The following is a 19,424-nucleotide window of genomic DNA, read 5'->3' on the forward strand; positions in this document are numbered from 1 at the left end:
TCAGCTCACCCCTCTATTTTGCAGCATATCTTCTTGGATAATTTCTTTCCAATCTCCATTATAGTTCATATACCAAGCTGGCTCTAGGGTCAATGTCATAAAATTCGTGTTATGAAACCGGAGTGTATAACCAATCCGAATATCCTCAATTTGTTTAACGTCAATGTTTTTATTTTCTTTGATGCTTGTTATTACTTCATCTGCAGAAGGCAGCTCAACGGGGTCGCCTCCAAAGGAATTATTTATACTAAACAACGGACGCTGATATTGAAAAATATCTTGGTCCCGCCACTGCTGTTCAATCTCTGTCAAATTACTATTATTAAAAACAGGATAGCCTTCGTAATACATCAAATATCGAATGAGGTTTTTAGACGTATCGATGTATTGCAAATTATAATCATCTGTCCATCCTTTATATTCATTGATATTGTTCATACTTTTCACAATCAGATCAATTGGACCCATTCGAATAAAATCTTTGTTATTCTTCGGGTTTGTAAATTCCATATATCTCCGCTCTTGAACAATACGCATTTGACGGCTTCCATCTGTATAAAGCTTTAAATCACTATTCCACGTAACCGAAGTAAACGGGTTGTTAAACAGTGCATTCACTAAGTTTTTCGGATCTGTTTGCGAAGCCGATAACGTCAGCATCGTTACTTCTTCTGGATACTTCGGAATGTAAATTGGATTTCTTGCTCCTTCAACTAGAACATATTGCTCTAATCCTTCTAACTGGTTCATATACTTCCACATCGTATCAAACTTCGTTGCATTATTAACAATTGCCGTTGCTTCATTTCTACCATCAACACTAACGAAATGAATCGTCATAAGTGATTTTTCCCGATTAAAGGTAATGTACATCCGTTCAAACGACCAGTTTGGTAGCTCATTAATATCCTCATTAAAATTAAATAAACTATTAATAAGCTTCATCGGCAATTGCACTGGGAACTGAATTTCCACCTGATACTTCTCGTCCATAGGAGCAGCGTTTTCGCGTAGGCGAAAATCATACATCATCCATGTTTGCATATCCTGATAAATCGAATGCTCTATCTTAGGACTCTCAAATCCATAAAACACACCTTGGCGATGGAAAATAATATTGCTTGGCTCAATCAATTGCTTTACTTTCTGATCCTTCCCATTTAGATAAAACTCGTCTTCCCCTAAATAGCTTGATTTTAAATCAAGCGAATCAAAGTTAGGTTGAAAGCTCCAAATATTAAAGGTGAGTAGCAGGCTTAAGCCAACTAATATAACTAATACATAGGTTTTTACAACTTCAAGCCTCATCTACTCCCTCTCCTCTTTTGACTGAGTAGTGGAAGTGTAAAGAGAATCGTTGTCCCTTTACCCTCTCTGCTTCTAGCCCATATTTTCCCATCATGTGCTTCGACAATATCCTTAGATATTGCTAAGCCAAGCCCTGTACCACCTAATTTTCTCGTCCGTGCTTTGTCAGCGCGATAAAAGCGCTCAAATATTTTATCTACTTTATCATATGGTATTCCCATTCCCTCATCCTCAATACTAACGAGGAGGTGCTGTTTCTGTCTAACCACTTTAAAGCGAATCGTGCCACCCTCTGGTGAATACTTGATCGCATTAGAAATAATATTATCGAGCACCTGGGTCATTTTATCTTTATCAATCCATACAAAATATTTTCCAGCTGGAAGCTCTCTTTGCAGGGTGATATGCTCTGGGTTATTCATTTGAAAACGATCGATTACACTATGAAAATAAACAATAAATTCTGTACGTTCTTTCTCCACAGTGAAATCCGTACTATCCATTTTGGAAAGCTGCAGCAAATCATTAACCATGCGAATCATCCGCTCGGTTTCATTTTGGGCAACCTCTAAAAAGCGTGGAGCGATTTCTTTATCTTGCCAAGCTCCATCGGTTAGTGCTTCAATATAGCTTCTCATTGTCGTTAATGGCGTACGAAGCTCATGGGAAACGTTAGAAACAAATTCACGTCGTTCCTGCTCCATTTTTTCCTGCTCTGTTACATCACTAAGCACGGTAATAAATCCGGTAACCCGATCTTCATCATCGGTAACGGTTGAAAAGTTCGCTCGAATTAAAAAGTCATTTTCCCCATCGCCATAATCGATAATTAAAGAACCACTATCATGAAGATTCGAAATATCAAAGTTGCTTTGATCTAAATGTAAAACATCGAGCAAAAATGCGCCTTGAATATCTTCTGGGTCTTTACCAATTAAAATACCAGCAGACTCATTCATTAACGTGATGGCGCCAGTTGCATCTGTTGCAATAACCCCATCCGACATATTCGAAAGCACAGAACTAAGCTTCCGCTGCTCCTCTTCAATGGTGGCATAGGAATGCTTTAATCGATCATTCATATTATTAAAGGTAATCGCGAGCTGCCCGATTTCATCGGTTGCATAAACATTCACCTTTTGTGAGAAATCGCCGCGCGCCATTGTTTGTGCTTGGCGACGCATTTCTTTGATAGGCTTTGTAATCGTACGTGCAACAAGCACACCAAGAAAGGCAGAAACAACAATTGCCAAAACAGAAGCTTTTGAGAAGATCTCATTGATTTCTTGCATCTGATCGTAAATACCTTCCATTGATGCTTGTACATACACAACACCCGCAATCGACCGATCCTCGTAATAAACTGGAACGGCTTGTACGAATACACGATTTTCAGTAATTGGATCATAGGCTTGCTGTGGCGCTGATTTTGCTTCTTGCTTGAGTGCAGAGATAACCAAAGGCATCGTCGTAATCTTGTTAATTACCTCTTCATTTAGCGTATCATTCGTTCCTAATACACGCCCTTGACTATTTACAACCTCTAGCTTCGTAATATCGTCTGTTTTAATATCGGAAATCATTTTTTGAATATCTTCTTTTAATTTGGACTCCTCTTCTTCTTCTGAGCGATCCTTTTCAAAAGCCTGTTCCAAATTATAGCTAAGCAAGTCAATTCGTTCTGTTAGACTACTCTCAAAGTTGGAGGTTAGTTCTTTTTCTAGCTTGCCTGCAAAATAAGAACCAATGACTTGAATCGCGACAAGGAGCAGTAGAATATAAATAATAATGAACTTCAGCTGTATCGAGCGAAAAAAGCCTACTTTATGCATAAAACCTACTCCTGATCAGGATTTCGTAAATAATAGCCTACCCCACGACGGGTAACAATCCATGTTGGATTACTTGGATTTTCTTCAATCTTTTCACGAAGACGACGAACGGTAACATCAACCGTACGAACGTCACCAAAATAATCATAGCCCCAAACAGTTTCTAATAAATGCTCTCGCGTCATTACTTGACCAATATGACGCGCTAAATAGTGAAGCAGTTCAAATTCTCGATGAGTTAGCTCAATTTCTTCTCCACTTCTCGTAACCGTATAGGCATCTGGATGAATGACTAGTGTTCCGATTTCAATATCCTTATTCGCTTTCCCTGCGTCCTCTGGTGCATGCTGTAAGCGTCGTAAATTTGCCTTTACACGGGCAATAAGCTCCCGATTACTAAAAGGCTTTGTAACGTAGTCATCGGCTCCAAGCTCAAGCCCTAGCACCTTATCAATTTCGGAGTCCTTTGCAGTTAGCATAATAATTGGCATCGTTTGTGTTTTACGAATTTCACGACAGACTTCATTTCCATCCTTATTTGGAAGCATAATATCTAATAAGACGAGGTCTGGCTTTTCTTTTTCAGCAAGCTCAATAGCTTCATCTCCATCATAGGCACAGACAACCTGGTAGCCTTCTTTTTCTAAATTAAAACGTAGAATATCAGCAATTGGCTGTTCATCATCAACAACTAAAATTTTCTGTGGCATATTCTTCATCATCCTTTTCTTCGTTATCAAAACGACTTTATTATTTATCAGTTTTGCTCGTATACTATTCGTTAAGGATCATCTGCCTTGCGTCTATTTTAACGTACTTTTATCGAAAAGTCTTTTATTCACGATATTAAACCTATTGGCAAACGTTAAAATCAGAGCAAGCGCATGAATAGAAAAAAGACTAACTCATTATCTTGCTTCTGTCATGAGTCAGCCTTTGAAGCTTTTATTCATTATTGAATGTAGTTTAATGGATTTTGTAAGGCACCATTTTTATATACTTCAAAGTGTAAATGCACACCAGTTGAATTCCCTGTTGATCCCATTACACCTATTTTCATTCCTTTTTGTACCGTTTGACCAGCTCGAACACTGATGGAAGCCATGTGGGCGTATATCGTTTTTAATCCATTGTTATGGTTAATGACGATTTTGTTTCCATAGCCACCATTATCATATCCTGCCGAGACAACTACCCCATTATCAGCAGCTAAGATAGAACGGTTACTTGGACGAGCAATGTCGATCCCTTTATGCATGCTTCCCCAGCGATAGCCAGATTTACTTGAAATATAGCCACCAACTGTTGGCCATTGCATATTCCCAGTGCCACGAGACGAAATTACCTTCGTTCCTTTAATAACGACTTTCTTTACTGGCTCATCAATAACGTTTTCCTCTAAAACTTCTTTGTTTTTAATGTTGCCATTAACTTCCTCAATCGCATAGTGAACGACTTTTTTACCGTCTTTTCCTTCTTGCTTTACTTTTTCATCACCTTTGAACATATCTTCCGATTCCTTTACCTCTGTTTCAAAGGCAACCTTTTCTTCAACGATATGCTCTTTTTTAAGCACAACGTGAACAAATGGCTTATATTCTGTTACTTGCAGTTCTTGTCCAATTTGTAACACTGTATCTTCATCTATCGATGGGTTGAGCTCAAGTAGTTTTTTTGTTGTAAGGTCATATTTTCCTGCAATGGATCCAAGCACTTCACCTGAATCTACTTTGTGAACCTGCTCTGTCAGCGTGCCCTTCTCAAGCATTTTCATTCCTTGCTTTTCTGTTAGAATCTGATCAACAGACACTTTTTGCTCGGATAACGAAACCTCTTTTGATAAAGAAACATCCTTTATAATTGCGTCTCCTACTTCAATTTCGGTTTCTTTGTTTGGCTGCTCAACAATTGCGATGCCTGAATCATCTACTTTTAGCTCCTGTGATTGCTTTGCTGCTTCGAGCTTGTCCAAGATAGCTTGGTCAACATACTTTGCTTTGTACGCAGTTAAAAGCTGTTGTGCGTCCTTTTCACTATTAAAATAACCTACGACATCATCACCGAGCTTTAATTCAATCGCTAATGCTTTAACCGTTAGCTTCTCATTTAAATCACGGAGGACTTTATCGTTATCAAAGGAAGGACGAAATACTTTTTCAGGTATGTATGTAATCTCTTCCCCAATTGTTAGTGATAGGTCTTTATTCGTCTGCTGTGCTGTTTCAACCTTCTGATCAACGAATGATTGAACAACTTCTTTGTTATCAATTTTTCCGACATAATCATCATTCACATAAACGTGATACACCGTTTGTAGCTCTTGATCATCATCTGCAGCTACCGGCATGGCAAATGCAAATGAAAGCAGAAATACAGCTGCAATCATAAAACGATGTATATACTTATTTTTGTCCATTTTGCTCGTACCTTTCGACTTCACTTGGTATAGCCCCCTGACAAAACCAAATCTTCTCTAAATCTATTTTTCTATGTAATTAATCCACTACTAATCTACCATAGGAGTAATAGATAAATGAATAACTCTAGGTAAAATGTAATCTAAATGTATCATTTATTACATTTTTTTACTTTTTGTAGGGCTGTTGGGTGAATATTAACGTGAAAACTGTTGAAAAAGGGTGTGTTTTACCATTTTTTAGCATTTATTTTACAAAATAATTACATTGGTGGGTATACGTTTGTTTAAGGTAGGATTAAATCGGGTATAGAAGCAGTTAAATTGCACACTGCGGTTGGATTAAGAGGAGTTCATAACCAAATCGACCATGGACTAAAAATGATGCGACAGGGCCAAAGAATTTTTGTTAAAGGAAAGCCAAATGAAATCGGTTAGTTATTATAGTACTTCATGTTGATCTGGAATAGTTGAAATAGGAGAGACTCCTTGAAAAAGAAAAGCACTTTTTCTGCGTGCGATGTGTCGCTGCCGAAGCGTTCCTAGTCCAGCGGGAAAACTAACAGGGGAACGCAGACTAAAACCGCTACATCCTGTGGCAACGTCTGCGCTAGTACGTCCTGTACGTCGAAAAAAACACTCGGAAAAGCATATTTTCTTTTCCGAGTTAGTTGAGGCCGTGCCGTGGCAAAGAAGACACTGCGAAGTCTTTTTGAGCAGCTGTCGCGCTTGTGCCTGTGTTGAAAGCGATCCTATTTTAAACTACAATGCAATTTTCGGATTCTCCACCGGAGGCTACTGTTTCCTCCTTTCAGCCCTATCATCATTCTAAAAAAGCTTAGGCATATACACTGCGAACAACATTTGTTTGTGTACGATCTGGTCCTACAGAGAAAATCGATAACGGAATTTCAGTAAGCTGCGAAATCCGCTCGATATAATGGCGCGCATTGTCAGGTAAATCATGGAGATTTTTGATCCCCGTAATATCTTCTGTCCAGCCTGGCATTTCTTCATACACTGGCTCACACTCAGCCAATACAGCAAGGCTCGCTGGAAATTCCTTCATGATTTCCCCTTTATAGCGATATGCTACACAAATTTTTAATGTCTCTATTCCAGTTAGTACATCGACCGAGTTCAGCGATAAATCTGTAATTCCACTCACTCGGCGTGCATGACGAACAACCACACTATCAAACCAGCCAACACGACGTGGTCTTCCAGTTGTTGTGCCATATTCACGTCCGACTTCTCGGATTTGGTCGCCTATTTCATCATGAAGCTCCGTTGGGAATGGGCCATCTCCTACACGCGTCGTATACGCTTTGGATACACCAACAACATGGTTTATTTTTGTCGGTCCTACTCCTGCTCCAATCGTTACGCCTCCAGCAATTGGATTGGATGATGTTACAAATGGATACGTACCTTGATCAATATCAAGCATTACACCCTGTGCCCCTTCAAACAACACACGACGACCTTCGTCTAAGGCATCATTTAATACAACGGATGTATCACAAACATACTGCTTCATTTGTTGTCCATATGCATAATATTCTTCGAAAATATCTTCTACATGGATTGGATCTGTATTATACAGCTTTGTAAACTGACGATTTTTTTCGTTTAGATTCTGCTCTAGCTTTGCACGGAATACATCTTTATCAAGAAGATCTGCCATACGAATGCCTACACGAGCCGCTTTATCCATATAGGCTGGTCCGATTCCTTTTTTTGTCGTCCCAATTTTATTCGTACCCTTTTCTTCCTCTTGTAAAATATCTAATTTTAAATGATATGGCAAAATAACATGTGCACGATTACTAATTCGCAAATTATCAGTTGAAACCTGATGATCATGTAAATAAGCGATTTCTTCAAGAAACGCTTTTGGATCAATTACCATTCCATTTCCAAGCACACACGTTTTTTCTTTATAAAATATTCCTGATGGGATTAAATGCAGTTTATATGTGATGCCATCAAACTTGATTGTATGACCGGCATTATTGCCTCCTTGATAACGAGCAACAACCTCTGCATTCTGAGATAAAAAATCGGTTATTTTCCCTTTTCCTTCGTCTCCCCACTGGGTTCCAACAACTACTACTGAGGACATGACGCACCTCCACTAAGTTTGTATTTCTTATGTTATTTGTGCATTACAGAAGTAATTTTAGCAGTATTTTTAAGGATAGTCAATCTAAACACGAACTATTACAATATTAATATATTTAATGTTCGTAATTACCGAACATTAAATATCTATTCTTACCTTTCTTTATCTCTCCGTATTATTCCTTTTTTTAGAACAAACATGCATACTCGTACTTTCGCATTCACCGCATTGCTTTCCACCAAAAAAACGGCTCTCCCATTGCTTTTAAAAAACAATGAAAGATGCCGTTTATACATGAACTGGTTCTGGTGGAATATCACTTTGATCATACCTGTGATCTAAATCTACGAATTTATTATATTCTTTCACAAAAGCAAGTTCGACAGTTCCAACTGGACCATTACGTTGCTTTGCTAAAATGATTTCGATAATATTCTGCTTCTCGGACTCTTTATCATAATAGTCATCACGATAAAGGAACCCTACAATATCCGCATCCTGCTCAATACTTCCTGATTCACGTAGGTCAGACATCATCGGGCGCTTATCTTGGCGTTGTTCCACGCCACGTGAAAGCTGTGAAAGTGCAATAAGTGGCACATTCAATTCACGAGCCAGTCCTTTTAAGGAACGAGAGATTTCCGAGACTTCCTGCTGACGGTTATCTCGTGAGCCAGCACTTCCTTGGATAAGCTGTAAATAATCAATTAAAATCATGCCAAGTCCATGCTCCTGCTTTAATCGTCGACATTTTGAACGAATCTCACTTACACGAATACCTGGCGTATCATCAATATAGATTCCTGCATTAGAGAGAGAGCCCATCGCCATCGTAAGCTTTCCCCAATCCTCAGACTCTAATTGCCCATTTCTTAATCGTTGCGCATCAATGTTTCCTTCTGCACAAAGCATACGTTGCACAAGCTGTTCTGCTCCCATTTCCAGACTAAATATCGCAACGTTCTCGTCTGTATTAACAGCTACGTTTTGGGCGATATTCAATGCAAATGCGGTTTTACCCACTGATGGACGGGCCGCAATAATAATTAAATCGTTTCGTTGGAAACCGGATGTAATTCGATCTAAATCACGGTAGCCAGTTGGGATTCCGGTTACATCCTCTTTCCGATTGTGTAGCATTTCAATATTATCGTACACATTAATCAAAACATCTTTAATCGCTTTAAATGCGCCGGAATTCTTGCGACCGGAAACTTCTAAAATACTTTTCTCCGCATCATTTAAAACATCGTCCACTTCATCTTCTTTATCATAGGAAGTGGTTACAATATCGGTTGCGGTACGTATTAATCGACGTAGTAACGCTTTTTCTTCGATAATCTTACAGTAATAACTAATATTAGCGGCTGTTGGCACACTTCCAGCTACTTCTGTTAGATAGGAAACACCACCAACCTCATCTAATAGTTTACTATCCTTTAATGCTGTCGTTACTGTAATTACATCAATTGGCTCACCATGGTCGGAAAGCTTCATCATCGTTTCAAAGATACGTTGATGCCCAGCACGATAAAAATCATCCGGCATTAATATTTCAGATGCCGTAGAGAATGCCTCAGGCTCCAGAAAGATTGCTCCGATAACCGATTGTTCAGCTTCAATACTATGTGGTGGTATTCGTTCATTCCATTGATCACTCAAAGCCTTTTCCTCCTTCACCTAAGACAAAGCATCCTTGTTTGACGCTACGAAAAGATTATTGTTCCACAACATGTACTTTAACAGAACCAGATACTTCTGGATGTAGTTTTACTGGTACAACTGTATATCCTAACGAACGAATTGGTTGTTCAAGTTCTATTTTACGCTTATCAATTTGGTAACCGTGCTCTTTCTTTAATACATCTGCAATTTGCTTACTCGTAATGGAACCGAATAAGCGACCGCCTTCGCCAGATTTTGCTTTCATTTCAACCGTTAACGCTGCTAGCTTATCTTTTAGATTTATTGCTTCTTCTTTTTCTTCTTGTTCAAGCTGATCTTGTTTTTTCTTTTGTGCATCTAGCCCTTTTAAGTTACCAGGCGTTGCTTCAACAGCCATGTTGTTCTTCAACAAATAATTACGTGCATAGCCGTCTGACACATTCTTTACTTCACCTTTTTTTCCTTTTCCTTTCACGTCTTTCACAAAAATTACTTTCATTCTGATTCTCTCCCTTCATCATACGCTTCCAGCATATCCTTCAACAGTTCTTCTGCATCATCTACTGTTGTATCCTCTAATTGTGTCGCGGCATTTGTTAAATGACCGCCACCATTCATTTTTTCCATTATTACTTGCACATTAATGGCTCCGAGTGAACGTGCACTAATCCCTATCCTTCCGTCCTTTCGTTCTGAAATAACGAAGGAAGCACTTATGCCACTCATCGTTAAGAGTGTATCAGCTGTTTGTGCAATCAATACAGGATCATATATTTCACCTGGATTTGCCTTTGCAATCGCAATATGATCGCGGAATATTCTCGCACGCTCCACTAGCTTACTACGTTTTACATAACGATCTAAGTCCTCTTTCATCAATTGCTGCACGAGTACCGTGTCAGCACCTTTTGATCGTAAATAAGAGGCAGCATCAAACGTACGTGAGCCGGTTCGTAATGTAAAGCTTTTCGTATCTACTATAATACCAGCTAATAATGCCGTTGCCTCTAGCATCTTTAGCTTCGGACCTTTTGGTTGGTATTCCAGCAACTCGGTTACGAGCTCTGCTGTTGATGAGGCATATGGCTCCATGTACACTAACGTTGGATTTTCAATAAAGTCCTCTGCCCGACGATGGTGATCAATAACAACTTTATATTCTGTTTTATTTAATAAGCGTTCATCCACAACCATCGATGGTTTATGCGTATCGACAACAACAACAAGGCTATTCGATGATACAAGCTCTTCCGCTTCATTCGGATCGATAAAATGCTGCCACAGCTCTTCATCTTCTTTGATTGCTTTTACTAACCGGTGAACACCTGTATCAATATCATCTGGATCAAAAACAATATATCCTTTCACCTGATTGCGCTTCGCAATGTTCAATATGCCAATTGCTGCACCTAGGGCATCCATGTCTGGAGATTTATGTCCCATAATAATGACGTTATCACTTGCTTTCACAAGCTCCTTCATCGCATGAGAAATGACCCTTGCTCTTACTCTTGTGCGTTTTTCCATTGGATTCGTCTTACCACCGTAAAAGCGAACCTTACCGGAATCATCTTTAATGGCAACCTGATCACCGCCACGTCCTAAAGCAAGATCAAGACTTGATTGGGCATTTGCTCCAAGTGCTGGCAATGTTTTTTTACCTAATCCTATCCCAATACTAATCGTCAATGGTATATTTTGTTCACTCGTTATTTCCCGTACCGTATCTAATATATGAAATTTCGATTGTTCAAGCTGGTTAAGAATTTCATTCGTACCGACTGCTAGAAAGCGATCCTGCGATGTTCGCTTTAAGTAAAGTCCATACTGCTGTGACCATTCATTAAGTACTGCAGTTACTTCTGAATTCAATTGACTCTTTATCGCATCATCCATGTTTTGCGTGATTTCATCGTAATTATCTAGGAAAATAATCGCTAAAATTGTTTGATCATTTTGGTACAATGTCTCCATTTCAGCTTGCTTTGTGCGATCAAAAAAGTAAAGAAGTCGTTCTTCTTTCTTGATTGTTGTTTGAAATTCGACTTGTTCCAGCCGTACCCACACTTCTTCGTTATCTTCCTTAATAGCAGGAATTAAAGCCTCAGAAATCTCATTTAGTGATTTTCCAACAATTGAGTCTTCTTCCCAAAATTGATTCATATATGAATTCGTCCACTCCACCTTATAATCCTCACTAAAAAGAATGATACCAATGGGCATTTCTAGCAATGCCTCTTCACCAACCTTTTTCAGGCGATAGGACAAGGTGGAAATGTATTTTTCCGTTTCTGTTATAATCATTCGTTCGGTACGAATGCTATTATAAAAGGACGCAGCTAACAATAAAGTCATTACAATACCAAGCATCCATTGGTAATACCAAATCACACCAAGCAATAAAAAGGACAACAAATAAATTATCCATAAATGTCTGCCAAGTGCGGGCTTCTTTTGTAAATTCGGCATAGAAATTCAGCTCCTACTACTCATCACCTTTTCACGTTAAAGGAATGGATCAATTGAAAGGTGACAAGGCCTATTTTTCTACTTCTTTGAAACCCGTTCCCTTAAACGGAATCCTATGTCAATTATACCTAAGATTCGAACCAAAGGAAGTAGAATGAAAGGGATGATCACGATAAAAACAATTAGCAAAATAGGGATTGCTTTCGTTAGTTTTTTCTCGTGTGCATAGAAAAAAACAAAGGAAAGACCTTGAATAACCATGAAAAATCCAGCTAGCATTAATACGTTTTGAACACCTAGGAATAAGATTCCGTTCGGATCAGGCTGAAAAAATGAAACAATCATGGCAACAAAGTATATCCACACGATTGCTACTGGAAAACGTAGCATGCGAAATGGTGGAAATTGATAGGTCTTCTTTTCTATCCGATTAATTAATTTATAGCTTAACCATTGACTAACCAATGCAAATAACATCGACATGACAACAAACATGACCGGGATTAAGTTCTTTACCATTAAGAACTGCTGCTCTAATAATTCTATTTGGCCTTCTATTTGATCCTCGACTCCAAGTTGCTGCATCATATCTCTACTCATTTGCATCGATTGCTGGATCATATTATCAAACTCTGCAGTGAAATTGATTTGGAATACGATTTGACTAAATAAAAAGGAAAACAACATACCGATAACAAAGCCAACTGTTCCTCGAGCCCAGGCCTCGTATGGACTAGCGCGGTGATGCATGGCAGTACCAATCATAATTCCCCCCGCTGCAGCTAACAGCGTAATGGGAATCGAGATGACGGTCGCAAAAAGCATCGTAATTACTGCGGCTGCGACAAACATGAGTAAGCTTGGCTTCCAATCATATCGGTAAGAAAAAATGATAAATGGAATTGGTAGTAAAAACACCGTTATTACTGAGAAAAATGAAAAGTACCACCATAAAAGCATAAGCACTACGAAAATAGCTGTTAATAGGGCACCATCTGTTATTTTTTTCGATTGATTCATTATTTGCACCTCGTTCAATATCGCGAAGACAGGAATAAATATTGGTCTATTTTTTCATCCGCCTATTTTTTCTCTCTAGAGAAAGGGATATTTTTTTATTTCATTCTAATATGATAACATGATTTTCATCGAATTTGGAAAGAGAACGAATGGAAACATGGATTTACAGATATTTCGGAAAGAAGGTTGAGTGGTTTAGGTTGGGGAAAAGCGCTATTTCTACTTGAAATGAAGCATTCGGTTCAGCATAAGCCGCTTTTTTACACGTTTCAGTCTTTCATCTATTATAATAGAGTTGGTTGACTAGATGAATACATATTAAAGGATGAAGATAATGATTTTTTGGACGATGTTCACACAAAGCTTACGACTTCCTAATAAACAAGCTGTTTTTCGTTTAAATCGAACAGGTATGGATATCACGGTCTTTTATATGTTTATACTGCTTGGTTTTGTATCCGTTCCAACACTGATTGACGTTTTAACCGAAACAAATGGAATGACCGCAAATATGAATATATTATTTCGACTAATCTACTTTTTTATTTTTTCTTATTTGCCGTTAACCATTGTCATTTTTATATTACTATCCCTCCTCGCCTATATTGCAACAGGAATTGCTCACCTTATGAAAAGGAAGCTTAAATTTTCGATATTATGGAAAATGAGTGCATATACCACAACAATTCCATTTTTATTCTATACAGTAGCAGCCACTTTTTTTTCGGTGCACGATATGATTATTATTCTATTTATTGTGTATTCTCTCGTTTTGTTAATCAAGATCATTTCCATCTACCCAAAACGGAAGAAACATGCATCATAATGACTGTTGTTTATTCATATGAAAAGAAATCGGTTAATATTTCCGATTTCTTTTCATATCCAGCTTTATTGCTCCCAAATGATATCTCCAATGCCTGCGGTTTGATAGCCTAATGATGCCAGCTTTTTCTGAAATTGCTTGCTCGTTAAGATTTCGTTTAAATGATTAATTAATGCGTTATTTTGTGCTGTTTTCAAAACAACTAAATCATAGCTTTCCTCGACCATGGGGACAAAGTCGATTCCAGCTACCTTTGCCACGGTTTCAATGCCAACACCAACATCAGCCGATCCATTTGCAATCATCGAGGCAACGTTTAGATGACTCGATTGTTCGTTCGAATAGCCTGCAACCGCTTGTTTATTAATATGATGTAAGCGAAATTTCTCATCTAATAACACTCTAGCTCCTGCACCAGGCTCGCGATTCACCATCACAATATTCGGCTTTTTTAAATCTGCCCACGCATAAATTTCCTTTGGATTTCCTGACGCTACGTATAATCCGGCCGTTCGCTTAATAAATCGAAAAACAATAAATGATTGGCTCACTAACAGCTTGCGGACATAAGGAATATTATATTTACCGGTATCTCCATCAAACAAATGAACGCTTGCAATTGCTACCTTTCCTTCATACATTGCGATTAGTCCGTCCAAACTTCCTTTATGCGTACGAAGTGGACGAATGGAAGCTGATTTGTTCTCCAGCTCCTGTGCTAATATATCTAAACTATTGTCTTGACCACTAATAACAACCGCTTGTTCTGATCCAGCTTCTATTCTGCTTTCTGCCTGTACAGGCGCAGAAACACCTTGCTGTCCTCTTCGTTTATAGTGCTCCAGCTCCATGGCATCTACACGCATTTGCCGACCCACACGGAATGCCTGAAGCTCTCCTTTTTTAATCAAATCATATACGGTTAGCTTTGATACCTTTAATAGACGTGCAATTTCTTCTGTCGTATAAGACTCATTTTGCGACACGAGCAATCACCTCACTCTTTCCTTTATTTAGTTTATCATTTACTTTACAACTAAATCTACTTATAATTAGTTATAAGTAATTATAATTAGCTATATCTACTTATATTTAATGGAGGATAATCATGAAAAAGACACAGTTATTCACTTTACTTTTTATCGCAGTTACTATTTTCTTAGCTGGTTGCAGTAATGACAAGCAGGATGAAGCCGAAAAGAAAACAGAATTAACGATTTCTGCAGCAATTAGTCTGACCGATGCATTAGCAGAAATAAAAGATACATATGAAAAAGAAAATAATGTAGCGCTTGTTTTTAATCTCGGCGGTTCTGGTAAATTGGCACAGCAAATTGAGCAAGGCGCTCCAACAGACATTTTTATTTCTGCGAATCAGGATTGGATGGACAAGCTTGAAAGCGAGAATTTTATTTTAAAGGATACACGGGCTGACATTACCGGTAACAAAATTGTTTTGATTACTGGAGCTGATTCCAAGCTCGAATATAAGGCATTTGCAGACATAAATGCAAAGGATGTAGCGAAAATCGCGATTGGGAATCCTGAAAGTGTTCCTGCTGGAAAATATGCGCAGCAAGCATTGCAGCAATTAGAAAAATGGAGTACGCTTGAGAAACAATTAGTGCTTGCCAAGGATGTACGGCAAGTATTAACGTATGTAGAAACAGGAAACACCGATATCGGATTCGTTTATGAAAGTGATGCACTTGTATCAAACAAAATTAAAGTACTGGCAGCAGCAAAAGCTGGGATGCATGACCCGATTATTTATCCAGGTGCGGTAGTCGCTGATACAAAACATGAGAAGGAAGCTAAAAACTTTCTCACCTTTCTAGAAAGTGATGAAGCACAGAAAATTTTAAATAACTATGGATTCCGTAAATAAACCTAGGTGGATTGCAGATGACAGATATTCAATTATCGCCATTATGGCTTTCTTTTAAAACAGCATTTATCGCAACAATCATTGTTTTTATTGTTGGCGTGTTTTTAGCGCGTATTATTGGAAGAAATGATTTTCCTGGAAAAAGTATTGTAGAAGCCGTTATCTTGCTTCCGCTTGTACTTCCTCCGACCGTTGTTGGATTCGGCCTATTATTCTTATTCGGAAAAAATGGTCCGATTGGGCAACTACTAATGAATTGGTTTGATGTTCAAATTGTTTTTTCATGGTATGCAGTTATCATCGCTGCCGTCGTTGTTTCATTTCCTTTAATGTATCAAAGTGCAGCTGGCGCATTTCAACAATACGATGCCAATATGGAAAATGCCGCCTACACGATGGGCGCTTCTAAATGGAAAGTATTCTGGACGATTTCCTTCCGGTTAGCATGGCCGGGATTGTTAGCTGGGCTTGTTTTATCCTTTGCTCGTGCGCTTGGAGAATTTGGGGCTACCTTAATGCTTGCAGGCTATATACCAAATGTGACTGATACGATTCCACTGGCGATTTATTTCGCAGTAGAATCTGGAAACATGGAACTCGCATCGTTTTGGGTTATTATTATCGTTGCACTTGGATTTTCGGCCATCCTTTGGTTGAATTGGTGGAGTAAACGAAATATGATGCGTTATACAGCGAAGCGATCAAAATAATAATGTGGGTAGAGCAGAGGAGGAAGAGTCATGCTGGAAGTCGAGATAAAGAAACAACTTTCCCATTTTGAATTACAAGCAACTTTTACCGTGAAAAATGAAATTGTTGTTTTATTCGGTCCTTCTGGTGCTGGAAAAACAACAATTCTCCATAGTATCGCAGGAATTACAAAAGCCGATCAAGGGATCATTCGTTTACATGACAGCGTATTGTTTCATTCGGAGCAAAAAATCGCTGTTCCAATTCAGCGGAGGAAAATTGGCTATCTTTTTCAGGATTATGCCCTTTTCCCACACATGACGGTCTGGAAGAATATTGCGTACGGAATGAAAAACGAAACGTTAGCAAAGCAAGTGATTAAAGAACTAACGATTGACCATTTAATCGCACAATACCCGCATCAAATTTCAGGTGGGGAAAAGCAGCGTGTTGCGCTGGCACGTGCATTAGCAACAGAGCCTGACCTGCTTTTGCTAGACGAGCCGTTTTCTGCTTTGGATGATAAAACAAGATTGCGAAGCCATGAGGAGCTGTTACGACTTCATACATTATGGCAAATTCCTATTATTATGGTAACGCATAGTCATGAGGAAGCATTAAAGCTTGGAAATCGTGTGCTTTATGTGGAGCATGGAACACTCCATACAGCGTCTGTTCCTTCTTAATTTAGATTTACGAAGCATTCCTGGAAAGCTTGATTAGAATATAATATACAAAAAAACCTTCAACCGCTGATTATAAATCAGGTGTTGAAGGTTTTTCTCTTTACTCCGCTACAAACGGCAATAATGCCATTTGACGAGCACGTTTGATTGCTTTTGTAAGCTTACGTTGATATTTAGCTGAAGTTCCAGTTACACGACGAGGAAGAATTTTTCCACGATCGGAAACGAAACGCTTTAAAAGCTCAACATCTTTATAGTCAATGTGTGTAATTCCGTTTGCTGTGAAAAAACACACTTTACGACGCTTTGCACGTCCGCGACGAGCTGCCATTCGTATCACTCCTTTATCTGTATTCACCGATTCCTACCTCATTCTAATTAGAATGGAAGGTCGTCATCTGAAATATCGATAGGCTCTCCGTTATCTTTAAACGGATCGTCCTCAAATTGCTTATCTTGGTTTTGATTCTGATTCGGCTGGAAACCATATTGATCTTGTCCTCCACGGTTAGGAGAAGAACCTTTTGTTTCCAGAAATTGCACATTATCTGCCACAACTTCTGTAATGTAGACCATTTTTCCATCCTGGCCTTCGAAGGAACGCGTTTGAATTCGTCCATCTACACCGATCATACTACCTTTTTTCATATAATTAGCAAGGTTTTCAGCTGGTCTACGCCAAATGACACAATTGATAAAATCAGCTTCACGATTGCCTTGCTGATTCGTAAATGGTCGGTTAACGGCAACTGTAAAATTAGCTACAGCTACTCCGTTTGGTGTATAACGTAAATCAGGATCCTTCGTTAACCTGCCGACAAGTACGACGCGATTTAACATCAGAATCACCCCTTATTATTGGTCATCTTCTCGAACTGCAATATGGCGAATGATATCATCAGAGAACTTCGCTAAACGATCGAATTCATTTACTGCTTTTTCATCGCCGCTGAAGTTAATCAATACATAATATCCATCGCGGTAGTCTTTAATTTCATAAGCAAGACGCTTCTTGCCCATTTCGTCTACCTTAGCGATCTCCGCTCCATTATCAGTAAGAATTGTGTTGAAACGCTCAATTAAAGCTGTTTGCGCTTCTTCTTCCATGTCTGGGCGGATGATGTACATAATTTCATATTTTCTCATCCGTTACACCTCCTTTTGGTCTTAGCGGCCCTCAAATTTTTGAGAGCAAGGAGTAATCGATAATTTAATTACTCACGATAGTGTATTATACCAAAGTTTTTCATAAATAACAACCTATGAAAGGGATCCTATTTTACACCAACCATTATTTACACGTTAAAACGGAAATGGATGACATCGCCATCCTGTACGATATATTCCTTACCTTCTAAACGTACCTTTCCTTTTTCACGAGCTTGTCCCATTGAACCAGCCTCAACAAGATCTGTGTAGGAAACTGTTTCAGCTCGAATAAATCCGCGCTCAAAGTCGGTATGAATGATTCCAGCTGCTTGTGGGGCTTTCGTGCCTTTTCTGAATGTCCACGCACGAACCTCCTGCTCACCAGCCGTAAAGTAAGTAGCTAATCCTAGCAAATGATAGGAAGCTTTAATGAGCTTATCCAATCCCGACTCTGTAATACCTAGCTCCTGCAAAAACATTTCTTTTTCATCCTGCTCAAGCTCTGAAATTTCTTCTTCAATCTTTGCACAAATAACAATAACCTCTGCATCTTCTTCTGCCGCATAAGCTTTTACTTTTTGTACGTTTGCATTCGCATCCGAATCTGTCACTTCATCCTCACTAACATTTGCAACATAAAGCATTGGTTTTGCTGTAAGTAAATGAAGTCCTTTAACGATTTTTTGCTGTTCATCGGTAAAATCTAATGCACGTGCAGGGGTTTCCTCTTCAAAGGCTGCTTTTAGTTTTGCAAGGATATCAAACTCGGCCACTGCTTCCTTATCTTTTTGCTTTGCGAGTTTTTCCACACGTTGTATCCGTTTGTTTACCGTTTCTAAATCAGCTAAAATAAGCTCTAAATTGATGATTTCAATATCATCAATCGGATCAACCTTACCAGAAACGTGGGTAATATTCTCATCCTCAAAACAACGAACGACCTGGCATATCGCATCAACTTGGCGAATATGGGATAAAAATTGGTTGCCTAATCCCTCTCCCTTACTCGCACCCTTTACAATCCCTGCAATATCTGTAAATTCAAAGGCTGTTGGTACTGTTTTCTTTGGTTTTACAAGCTCTGTTAATTTATTTAAGCGATCGTCTGGCACTTCCACAATACCTACATTCGGATCAATCGTAGCAAATGGATAGTTTGCTGCTTCTGCTCCTGCTTGTGTAATGGCATTAAATAACGTGGATTTCCCCACGTTAGGAAGTCCGACTATTCCTGCTGTTAAAGACATACATCTTTCACTCCTTAAGGATTTCCATTCATATGAACGCGTTTGTCTTCCTAATTATAGATTCAACAGGACAAGAAGACAAGAAGATATAATGCAAAAGTAG

18 protein-coding genes are annotated in these 19,424 nt (G+C 38.8%); 4 read left to right on the forward strand and 14 right to left on the reverse strand.

All coding sequences use genetic code 11. The annotated features are described in order from the left end of the window. From QBK89_RS08600 to QBK89_RS08640, 9 genes are all read right to left on the reverse strand, one after another. Window positions 1-1,308 carry a YycH family regulatory protein gene (locus QBK89_RS08600; RefSeq protein WP_284140637.1) on the reverse strand — a complete coding sequence of 436 codons (1,308 nt, stop codon included), beginning with the start codon at window positions 1,306-1,308 and terminating at the stop codon, window positions 1-3. After that, window positions 1,305-3,140 carry a cell wall metabolism sensor histidine kinase WalK gene (gene walK / locus QBK89_RS08605; protein WP_284140638.1) on the reverse strand — a complete coding sequence of 612 codons (1,836 nt, stop codon included), beginning with the start codon at window positions 3,138-3,140 and terminating at the stop codon, window positions 1,305-1,307. The genes QBK89_RS08600 and walK overlap by 4 nt, the downstream gene beginning before the upstream one ends. 5 nt (window positions 3,141-3,145) lie before the next feature. Next, a complete protein-coding gene (gene yycF, locus QBK89_RS08610; protein WP_284140639.1) occupies window positions 3,146-3,850 on the reverse strand; it encodes a response regulator YycF in 705 nt (234 codons plus the stop codon). A gap of 242 nt (window positions 3,851-4,092) precedes the next feature. Next, window positions 4,093-5,580, reverse strand: a complete 1,488-nt coding sequence (locus QBK89_RS08615) for a M23 family metallopeptidase (RefSeq protein WP_284140640.1) — start codon at window positions 5,578-5,580, stop codon at window positions 4,093-4,095. Between the two features lie 814 nt (window positions 5,581-6,394). After that, window positions 6,395-7,681, reverse strand: a complete 1,287-nt coding sequence (locus QBK89_RS08620; protein WP_284140641.1) for an adenylosuccinate synthase — start codon at window positions 7,679-7,681, stop codon at window positions 6,395-6,397. A gap of 288 nt (window positions 7,682-7,969) precedes the next feature. Beyond that, entirely contained in the window at window positions 7,970-9,343 is a 1,374-nt protein-coding gene (dnaB, locus tag QBK89_RS08625; RefSeq protein ID WP_284140642.1) for a replicative DNA helicase, read from the reverse strand. A gap of 55 nt (window positions 9,344-9,398) precedes the next feature. Then, window positions 9,399-9,845: a 50S ribosomal protein L9 gene (rplI, locus tag QBK89_RS08630; RefSeq protein WP_284140643.1), complete on the reverse strand. Its 447-nt coding sequence runs from the start codon at window positions 9,843-9,845 to the stop codon at window positions 9,399-9,401. Then, on the reverse strand, window positions 9,842-11,815 hold the full coding sequence (locus QBK89_RS08635) for a DHH family phosphoesterase (protein ID WP_284140644.1): 1,974 nt from the start codon (window positions 11,813-11,815) through the stop codon (window positions 9,842-9,844). Before QBK89_RS08635 ends, rplI begins: the two co-directional genes overlap by 4 nt. Window positions 11,816-11,893: 78 nt before the next feature. Then, window positions 11,894-12,835 (reverse strand): YybS family protein, encoded by a 942-nt coding sequence (locus QBK89_RS08640; protein ID WP_284140645.1) that lies wholly within the window; start codon window positions 12,833-12,835, stop codon window positions 11,894-11,896. A gap of 334 nt (window positions 12,836-13,169) precedes the next feature. Here QBK89_RS08640 and QBK89_RS08645 point away from each other — a divergent pair, with 334 nt between their 5' ends. Then, window positions 13,170-13,661, forward strand: a complete 492-nt coding sequence (locus QBK89_RS08645) for a DUF1189 family protein (RefSeq protein ID WP_284140646.1) — start codon at window positions 13,170-13,172, stop codon at window positions 13,659-13,661. Between the two features lie 65 nt (window positions 13,662-13,726). Here QBK89_RS08645 and QBK89_RS08650 read toward each other — a convergent pair whose 3' ends face one another. Continuing rightward, complete coding sequence (locus QBK89_RS08650) at window positions 13,727-14,647, reverse strand: helix-turn-helix transcriptional regulator (RefSeq protein WP_284140647.1); 921 nt, start codon at window positions 14,645-14,647, stop codon at window positions 13,727-13,729. A gap of 122 nt (window positions 14,648-14,769) precedes the next feature. Here QBK89_RS08650 and modA point away from each other — a divergent pair, with 122 nt between their 5' ends. From modA to QBK89_RS08665, 3 genes are read left to right on the forward strand one after another with little or no spacing between them, the layout of a single operon-like run. Next, complete coding sequence (gene modA / locus QBK89_RS08655) at window positions 14,770-15,549, forward strand: molybdate ABC transporter substrate-binding protein (protein WP_284140648.1); 780 nt, start codon at window positions 14,770-14,772, stop codon at window positions 15,547-15,549. A gap of 17 nt (window positions 15,550-15,566) precedes the next feature. Further along, a complete protein-coding gene (modB, locus tag QBK89_RS08660) occupies window positions 15,567-16,259 on the forward strand; it encodes a molybdate ABC transporter permease subunit (RefSeq protein WP_443089753.1) in 693 nt (230 codons plus the stop codon). Between the two features lie 30 nt (window positions 16,260-16,289). Next, window positions 16,290-16,925 (forward strand): ATP-binding cassette domain-containing protein, encoded by a 636-nt coding sequence (locus QBK89_RS08665; RefSeq protein WP_284140649.1) that lies wholly within the window; start codon window positions 16,290-16,292, stop codon window positions 16,923-16,925. Between the two features lie 100 nt (window positions 16,926-17,025). Here QBK89_RS08665 and rpsR read toward each other — a convergent pair whose 3' ends face one another. The 4 genes from rpsR to ychF all read right to left on the reverse strand — a co-directional run bounded on the left by rpsR (window position 17,026) and on the right by ychF (window position 19,321). Then, window positions 17,026-17,256 carry a 30S ribosomal protein S18 gene (gene rpsR, locus QBK89_RS08670; protein WP_284140747.1) on the reverse strand — a complete coding sequence of 77 codons (231 nt, stop codon included), beginning with the start codon at window positions 17,254-17,256 and terminating at the stop codon, window positions 17,026-17,028. A 47-nt stretch (window positions 17,257-17,303) separates the two neighbouring features. Next, entirely contained in the window at window positions 17,304-17,765 is a 462-nt protein-coding gene (gene ssb, locus QBK89_RS08675) for a single-stranded DNA-binding protein (protein WP_284140650.1), read from the reverse strand. 15 nt (window positions 17,766-17,780) lie between these two features. Beyond that, complete coding sequence (gene rpsF, locus QBK89_RS08680) at window positions 17,781-18,071, reverse strand: 30S ribosomal protein S6 (RefSeq protein ID WP_284140651.1); 291 nt, start codon at window positions 18,069-18,071, stop codon at window positions 17,781-17,783. Window positions 18,072-18,220: 149 nt separating this feature from the next. After that, window positions 18,221-19,321 carry a redox-regulated ATPase YchF gene (ychF, locus tag QBK89_RS08685; RefSeq protein ID WP_284140652.1) on the reverse strand — a complete coding sequence of 367 codons (1,101 nt, stop codon included), beginning with the start codon at window positions 19,319-19,321 and terminating at the stop codon, window positions 18,221-18,223. Between the last annotated feature and the right edge of the window lie 103 nt (window positions 19,322-19,424).

The sequence above is a fragment of the Virgibacillus sp. LDC-1 genome (genome assembly GCF_030137545.1).
In the GTDB taxonomy this organism is placed as follows: domain Bacteria; phylum Bacillota; class Bacilli; order Bacillales; family Amphibacillaceae; genus LDC-1.

Excerpts from the sequence above, each read along its gene's own strand:
- QBK89_RS08600 (WP_284140637.1), bottom strand. The coding sequence starts at position 1,308 with ATGAGGCTTGAAGTTGTAAAAACCTATGTATTAGTTATATTAGTTGGC.
- walK (WP_284140638.1), bottom strand. The coding sequence starts at position 3,140 with ATGCATAAAGTAGGCTTTTTTCGCTCGATACAGCTGAAGTTCATTATT.
- yycF (WP_284140639.1), bottom strand. The coding sequence starts at position 3,850 with ATGCCACAGAAAATTTTAGTTGTTGATGATGAACAGCCAATTGCTGAT.
- QBK89_RS08620 (WP_284140641.1), bottom strand. The coding sequence starts at position 7,681 with ATGTCCTCAGTAGTAGTTGTTGGAACCCAGTGGGGAGACGAAGGAAAA.
- rplI (WP_284140643.1), bottom strand. The coding sequence starts at position 9,845 with ATGAAAGTAATTTTTGTGAAAGACGTGAAAGGAAAAGGAAAAAAAGGT.
- QBK89_RS08635 (WP_284140644.1), bottom strand. The coding sequence starts at position 11,815 with ATGCCGAATTTACAAAAGAAGCCCGCACTTGGCAGACATTTATGGATA.
- QBK89_RS08640 (WP_284140645.1), bottom strand. The coding sequence starts at position 12,835 with ATGAATCAATCGAAAAAAATAACAGATGGTGCCCTATTAACAGCTATT.
- QBK89_RS08645 (WP_284140646.1), top strand. The coding sequence starts at position 13,170 with ATGATTTTTTGGACGATGTTCACACAAAGCTTACGACTTCCTAATAAA.
- modA (WP_284140648.1), top strand. The coding sequence starts at position 14,770 with ATGAAAAAGACACAGTTATTCACTTTACTTTTTATCGCAGTTACTATT.
- modB (WP_443089753.1), top strand. The coding sequence starts at position 15,567 with ATGACAGATATTCAATTATCGCCATTATGGCTTTCTTTTAAAACAGCA.
- QBK89_RS08665 (WP_284140649.1), top strand. The coding sequence starts at position 16,290 with ATGCTGGAAGTCGAGATAAAGAAACAACTTTCCCATTTTGAATTACAA.
- rpsR (WP_284140747.1), bottom strand. The coding sequence starts at position 17,256 with ATGGCAGCTCGTCGCGGACGTGCAAAGCGTCGTAAAGTGTGTTTTTTC.
- ssb (WP_284140650.1), bottom strand. The coding sequence starts at position 17,765 with ATGTTAAATCGCGTCGTACTTGTCGGCAGGTTAACGAAGGATCCTGAT.
- rpsF (WP_284140651.1), bottom strand. The coding sequence starts at position 18,071 with ATGAGAAAATATGAAATTATGTACATCATCCGCCCAGACATGGAAGAA.
- ychF (WP_284140652.1), bottom strand. The coding sequence starts at position 19,321 with ATGTCTTTAACAGCAGGAATAGTCGGACTTCCTAACGTGGGGAAATCC.